The organism is Suttonella ornithocola (genome assembly GCF_001889065.1).
In the GTDB taxonomy this organism is placed as follows: domain Bacteria; phylum Pseudomonadota; class Gammaproteobacteria; order Cardiobacteriales; family Cardiobacteriaceae; genus Suttonella_A; species Suttonella_A ornithocola.
The window spans coordinates 1-6,535 of sequence record NZ_LWHB01000157.1 but is presented as its reverse complement, the minus strand read 5'-3'; the positions used below and the strand labels follow the sequence as shown (position 1 = coordinate 6,535).

The 6,535-nt window shown below is 36.4% G+C and carries 3 protein-coding genes and 3 pseudogenes; all 6 read left to right on the top strand.

The window, feature by feature from the left end:
- A pseudogene (locus tag A5N85_RS15230) lies at positions 1-196 on the top strand (IS3 family transposase); the annotation flags it as partial.
- 170 nt (positions 197-366) lie between these two features.
- Positions 367-534, top strand: a pseudogene (locus A5N85_RS17795) (IS1 family transposase); the annotation flags it as partial.
- Positions 535-639: 105 nt separating this feature from the next.
- Complete coding sequence (locus A5N85_RS11350) at positions 640-1,638, top strand: ornithine cyclodeaminase family protein (RefSeq protein WP_072577327.1); 999 nt, start codon at positions 640-642, stop codon at positions 1,636-1,638.
- Positions 1,639-2,370: 732 nt separating this feature from the next.
- On the top strand, positions 2,371-3,762 hold the full coding sequence (locus tag A5N85_RS11345; RefSeq protein WP_072577326.1) for a GntP family permease: 1,392 nt from the start codon (positions 2,371-2,373) through the stop codon (positions 3,760-3,762).
- A gap of 15 nt (positions 3,763-3,777) precedes the next feature.
- Positions 3,778-5,748, top strand: a complete 1,971-nt coding sequence (gene gndA / locus A5N85_RS11340) for an NADP-dependent phosphogluconate dehydrogenase (protein ID WP_072577325.1) — start codon at positions 3,778-3,780, stop codon at positions 5,746-5,748.
- Positions 5,749-5,909: 161 nt separating this feature from the next.
- Positions 5,910-6,535 (top strand): annotated as a pseudogene (locus A5N85_RS11330) (IS1 family transposase); the annotation flags it as partial.

Below are 6,535 nucleotides of genomic sequence, written 5' to 3'. Positions count from 1 at the left end.
GTACTTATCTATAGGTTACAGCGAAAGACTGAAAGAAGCCGGCATAAAGGCATCGGTAGGGCGAACCGGCGATGCCTATGACAATGCATTGGCAAAGAGTGTCAACAAACTATACAAAGCGGAGGTCATTAAATATGACAAACCACAATGGCAAGGCTTAAGAGATGTTGAGCTGGCCACTCAAGAGATGATAGATATAGCATTTGTCGATACTCTGATGAGTATGCCATACAGCTATGTGTAACCTGTTTAGTGGACTTTTACTATAGGAAACTGAGAGCTAAACTTGGGACATTAGGAATAAGTTTTAGTTGTATTTGTTGTGATAATTGAGATAGGTTCTTAACAGCTTTTGATGGTAACGTTAAAAAGATAGCTAAACGATATGCTACGGATATTGAAGGTAATAATAATCGCTTTAGACAAAGAATGAGGCGAGTCTTTCGAAAGACTTGCTGTTTTTCTAAAAAGCTGGTGAATCATTTTAAGGTATTTGACTTACTCTTCCATTATATTAATTATAGTTGGGTTTGATGAACATACTTTTCAAACCACTACTTAAATGGGTAGTGATTGCCGTAATTTTATAGTGCATACGGTATACTTGTCGCTAAACGAGATCAATTAGAGGAGAAATATATGCAGGTATTGCTATTAAGTGCTGCTGAAATGGCAGAGATTGTGACAATGAAAGATATTATTCAGGCAGATAAAGATGCGCTAAGTATTTATTCTGCTGGTGGCGCAGATATTCCACTACGTGCCAACTTAAATGTTGCAAAACATAATGGACAAAGTTTGTATATGCCAGGTTATGCAGCCGATGCAGAGGCATTAGGTATAAAAATTGTTTCTGTTTATCCGAATAATCCAGATAAAGGAAAAACTGCTGTTCCAGCAACAATGGTTTTGCTTGATAGTAGCACGGGAGAAGTATGCGCGTTATTAGATGGCACTTATTTGACGCGTATGCGTACTGGTGCAGTGGCAGGTGCGGCAACGGATTTGTTGGCGCGTCAAGATAGCAAGGTATTTGCTTTATTTGGAACGGGCGGTCAAGCGGAAGGACAATTAGAGGCAGTCCTTTGTGTTCGTCCTATTGAGCAAGTTTTTGTGTTTGATATTGATCATCAACGTGCGCAAGAATTTGCTAAAGCTATGCAAGCTAAATTTGGCGAAAAATATAATGTACAAATTAGCGCCAGTGAAGATGCCGATAAAATGGTAGAGCAAGCGGATGTTATTACCGCAGTCACTACATCAAAGCAACCTGTATTCAATGCTTCTAAATTAAAAGCTGGAGCGCATATTAACGGTGTAGGTTCTTATACACCAGAGATGCAAGAGATACTGGCGGAAGTATTAGAAAAGGCAAGTAAAATTTATTTAGATACTCGTGATGGTGTTCTTCATGAAAGTGGGGATTTTATAACGCCTATTAAGGCAGGAAAGTTTAGTGTTGAAAAAGTAACGGGCGAACTCGGCGAAGCCATTAATGGTGAAAAACCCTTGCGTGAAAATGATACTGAGATTACTTTTTTCAAAAGTACAGGGAGTGCTGTTTTAGATATTGTTGTAGCAAAGCATATTTATGATTTAGCAGTCGCTCAGAAAAAAGGACAAGAAATAACGCTCTAATAATTAGCGTATAAAGTTATTCATCTGTATAGCATTATTACACATCATAGGATTGCTCTATGATGTGTTTTTATTTTATAAATCTTATTATTTCTATAGATATAATATTTTTTTGTAAACAATTTATTTTTTATTTGAATGATTTAGAAATAATAGCTTAATTGTTTAATAAAGCAGTAATGCTTTATGCTTTGGTTATAATTAGCATCTAGAAATTTAAGTAAAAAGATATTTATTGTTAAAAAATTATCTTTTGAGCTTTAATCTTAGCTTATATATATTTTATAGCTAGCACTTTATATGCGTAGAAATACTTATATAACTGTAAAAAATCATTCCCAGTCTAAGACTATCTATCTATTTATTTATACTAATTTTACTAAGTGTCTTAAATAGATGAAAAATATTAGCCCCTAAAAAGTGACGATTTACTATTTCTGTAATGTATCAGAAGTGTTTTTTTATGTTTTATTTTGTTTCTTTCAGTGAAAAATAATTTTATAAATAATCTATTCATAAATATCATATCAAAATAATTAATTAGAAATATATTTGTAGATTTGTTTATGTTTTTTTTGTCAATACTCTGTTAATATCAATAATGCAATTTGAGCTTTTCAGATTGTTATGTCTAGATAATTTATATTTAGACTTAATTGGTGGGATTACAGCTTATCCACCTGTCGAAAAGCGGTAGTCCCCTATTCGGCTTAATTAGTTGGAGATAATATTATGAACTCAGCTCTTGAATGGTCTCAAACCATGAGCGCAGGTACATTGCTTAGTATTGCTGCTATAGCAATTTTTGTTATTCTGATAGCTGTAATGGTATTTCGGTTACATGCTTTTCTTACTTTAATTCTTGTTAGCTTATTAACCGCTTTTGCTACCGGTATTCCAATGGAAAATATTTTGAAAACATTGACCGGTGGATTTGGCTCAACACTTGCCTCAGTTGCTTTACTTGTTGGTATTGGGGCAATGTTGGGAAAATTGGTAGAGGCTTCAGGTGGTGCTAAGGTTTTAGCGGATTCTATGGTTAATAAGTTCGGTGAAAAGCATGCTCCACTGGCGTTAGGCGTTGCCTCTTTATTGGTTGGTTTTCCTATCTTTTTTGATGCAGGGCTTATTATTATGTTACCGATTGTATTTGCGGTAGCTAAGCGTTTGAATGGTCCAGTGATTTTATATGGTATTCCTACAGCAGCAGCCTTTTCTGTTATGCATGTATTTTTACCACCTCATCCCGGCGCAGTTGGGGCAGGGGTAATCTTAAATGCTAACTTAGGCATTATTACCGTATTAGGATTGATTGTTGCTATTCCAACTTTTTATCTCTCTGGTGTCGTTTGGGCACGTTTTATCTCAAAACGCGTAAATGTTAATTCTCCAGATCTTTTTGCTGGCGTTTCAGATAATGAATTACCTAATCATCCTCCTTCTGTAGGAGTAATTGCTGCTTTATTGTTATTACCAGTCTTATTGATTTTTATGAATACTGGTTTATCAGCGTTAGTGAAATCTGGTAATCTTTCAGGAGATGCAGTTTGGGTTAAATTTCTGATTTTAATTGGTAATACACCGGTTGCGCTTTTAATTGCAACGTTAGTAGCAATGTTGACGCTTGGTAGAAAAATTACCCACGATAAAACAGTCCTAGAAAAAATCATGGATTCTTCTCTACCGACTGTTTGCTCTGTAATTTTAATTACAGGTGCTGGTGGAATGTTTGGTGGCGTTTTGCGAGCTTCTGGTATTGGAGATGCTTTATCTCAGTCATTAAGTGCTTTAGGTATTCCGGTTATTTTTGCAGCTTATTTGATTGCCGTTATTCTTCGAATTGCGCAAGGTTCGGCGACTGTGGCGTTATTAACCACTGCAAGTTTAATTAGTACGGTAGTAGCTGGTGGAGCATTCTCAGACACGGCTATTGCTTGTATTGTATTAGCAATGGCAGCAGGTTCTGTGTGTGCATCTCATGTAAATGATTCTGGCTTCTGGTTAGTTGGGCGTTTGATGGGAATGGATGTCAAAACCACTTTAAAAGTTTGGACAATGCAACAAACTTTAGAGTCTGTTATTGGTTTTGCTTTTGTTTATATTCTTTATATTTTATTTGCCTAAAGGTTAAAGCAGCTTATGAATGATTCCGTTTTTCACCTTGTTGTTATGGGCGTTAGTGGCTGCGGTAAAACCACGTTGGCGGAGAATCTCTCCGCCGCGTTAGGATTGCCTTATGCAGAAGCTGACGATTTTCACCCGCAAGCGAATATTGAAAAAATGCAATCTGGCATTCCGCTTAATGATGATGACCGCTATCCTTGGTTAATTGCATTAAGAGATTGGATGGATGCTCAAGCAAAGCAAGGAAAGAGTAGTATTATTTCCTGTTCAGCTTTGAAAAAAAGCTATCGAGAGCTATTGTCTCAAGCAACTGGGAATATTTATTTTCTTCATATTACAGGACCAGAAGCGCTGCATAGAGAAAGAATGCTAACAAGAAAAGGGCATTTTATGCCACCAGCACTTTTAAGATCCCAGCTGGATACGCTAGAGCCTTTAGAAAATGAAGAAAATGGAATAAAAATTGATTTAGCGTTAACGCCTTCTGAGCAACTTGATAAAGGATTAGAAGCTGCTTATGGTCTTTCTTCTCATTTGCAATCGCAATATATTGGTCTAGTGGGTTGTGGAGTGATGGGAGCGGCTTTAGCGCATAACTTAGTAGATAAAGGTAACCACGTTACGGTTTTTGATATTGATAGTAATAAGGCAGAAAGTACTGCACGTTATCATCCAGAGCATAATAATTCAGGAAGCATTTTTGTGGCTGATAGTTGGCAAAATTTGGTTGATAAGTTAACGCCACCTAGAACAATTTTATTAGTTGTTCCAGCTGGAAAGGCAACTGATGCAGCTATTGAGGCATTAAGTCCTTATTTAAATAAAGACGATATTATTGTAGATTTAGGTAATGCCTATTATAAAGATACTCAACGTCGTGAGTTTGCTTTAAGAGAAAAGGGAATTCATTTTGCAGGATGCGGAATGTCGGGCGGAGAAAATGGCGCTCGTCATGGACCTTCATTAATGTTTGGCGGATCAGAGCATGCTTATCGGAAAGCAGCTTCCTATTTAAGAACTATTGCTGCTCGAGCTGATGATGGTCGTCCCTGTTTTGCTTACGTTGGTACAGATGGTGCAGGACATTATGTAAAAATGGTACATAATGGTATTGAATATGCTGATATGCAGCTTATTGCAGAGGCTTATAGCCTTATGCTTCGTGCATTAAATTGCCCCCCTATAGAGCTTGCTCAATATTTTCAGAAGTGGAATCAGGGAGTCTTATCATCTTACTTAATGGATATTACCGCAGATATCTTAGCGCATAGAGATTATACTGGAAAAGCATTAGTTGAAAATATCGATGATAGAGCAGGTCAAAAAGGAACTGGCGCTTGGACGACTCAAAATGCGCTTGAAATTGGTGTTTCTGTCAATATGATAGCTGAGGCGACTTTTGCGCGTAATATTTCCATGGCAGAAGAAATGCGTCAAGCTGCTCAAATGCATTTTAAACAACAAAGTGAGAATCTCCCAAGTTATCCAGAAGGATATACTTTAGTAGAAGATTTAGAACAGGCACTTATGGGAGCTAAAATAATTGCTTATAGTCAAGGATTTAGTCAGATTCAGTCTGCCGAAAAAGAATATGGTTGGCAAATAAATCTAGCACAGCTAGCGGCTATTTGGCGTAAAGGTTGTATTATTCGTGCTGAATTTCTTACCGAAGTTATTACAGCTTATCGTCAACAGCCTGATTTGCCTTTGCTTGCTGCTGATGGACATTTTTCAGCTCTATTACAACGTTCTCTTCCAGCATGGCGTAGGGTTAATTGTTGGGCAATGCAGGCAGGGATACCAATTCCAGTACTCAGTGCAGGTTTAGCTTTTATTGATAGTCTACAAACTAAAACATTACCTACAACGCTTATTCAGGCACAAAGAGATTATTTTGGTGCTCATACTTATCGTCGAACAGATAATGAGGGAAGTTTTCATACGCAATGGCAAAAAAAAGATAAGAAAGAAATTAAGATAAATTGATAAAATGCCTATAGTAAAGTTTATAACATTATAAACTTTACTATAACTTTATGAATCTACTTTTATTTAGTTATGTGGTAGTGGTTTGAAAAGTATGCTGGGTTAAGAAATAAAAAAGACAACTTGGAAAAAGATGATAATTTGGGATTATGAAAACATAAATTACAATCAGCTGCCCAAGTTGCCTAAGCCTCAGTATAAAAAAGAATGGACGGAAAATCTATGGTAAGCAAAATTACCAATGCAAAGATTGTCATCGACAGTTCATTGATAAAATGGATTTAACTTACCAAGGCTGTCAAAGGCATATTGATGCAAAAATACGTCTAATGCTTGTTAGAGGCTGTAGTATTGCTGATATTATGGTTATTGAGAAAGTCAGCAAATATAAAGTGCTAAATGTCTTAGCGAAATCTAACTGTGAAATAAAACCTACACAAAACGCCTATCAAAAACTCCAAATTGATGAGTTTTGGACCTATGTAGGTCATAAGAAAAACAAAATCTGGTTAATTTATGCTTATGATCCAGATAGTGGTGAGATATGGCTTTTGTATGGGGGAAACGCAATCTAAAGACAGCTAAACAACTGAGAGCTAAACTTGAGGCATTAGGAATTAGTTTTGGTTGTATTTGTTGTGATAATTGGGATAGCTTCTTAACGGCTTTTGATGGTAACGTTAAAAAGATAGGTAAGCGATATACTACGGATATTGAGGGTAATAATAATCGCTTTAGGCAAAGGCTGAGGCGAGTCTTTCGAAAGATCTTGACTGTTTTTCTAAAA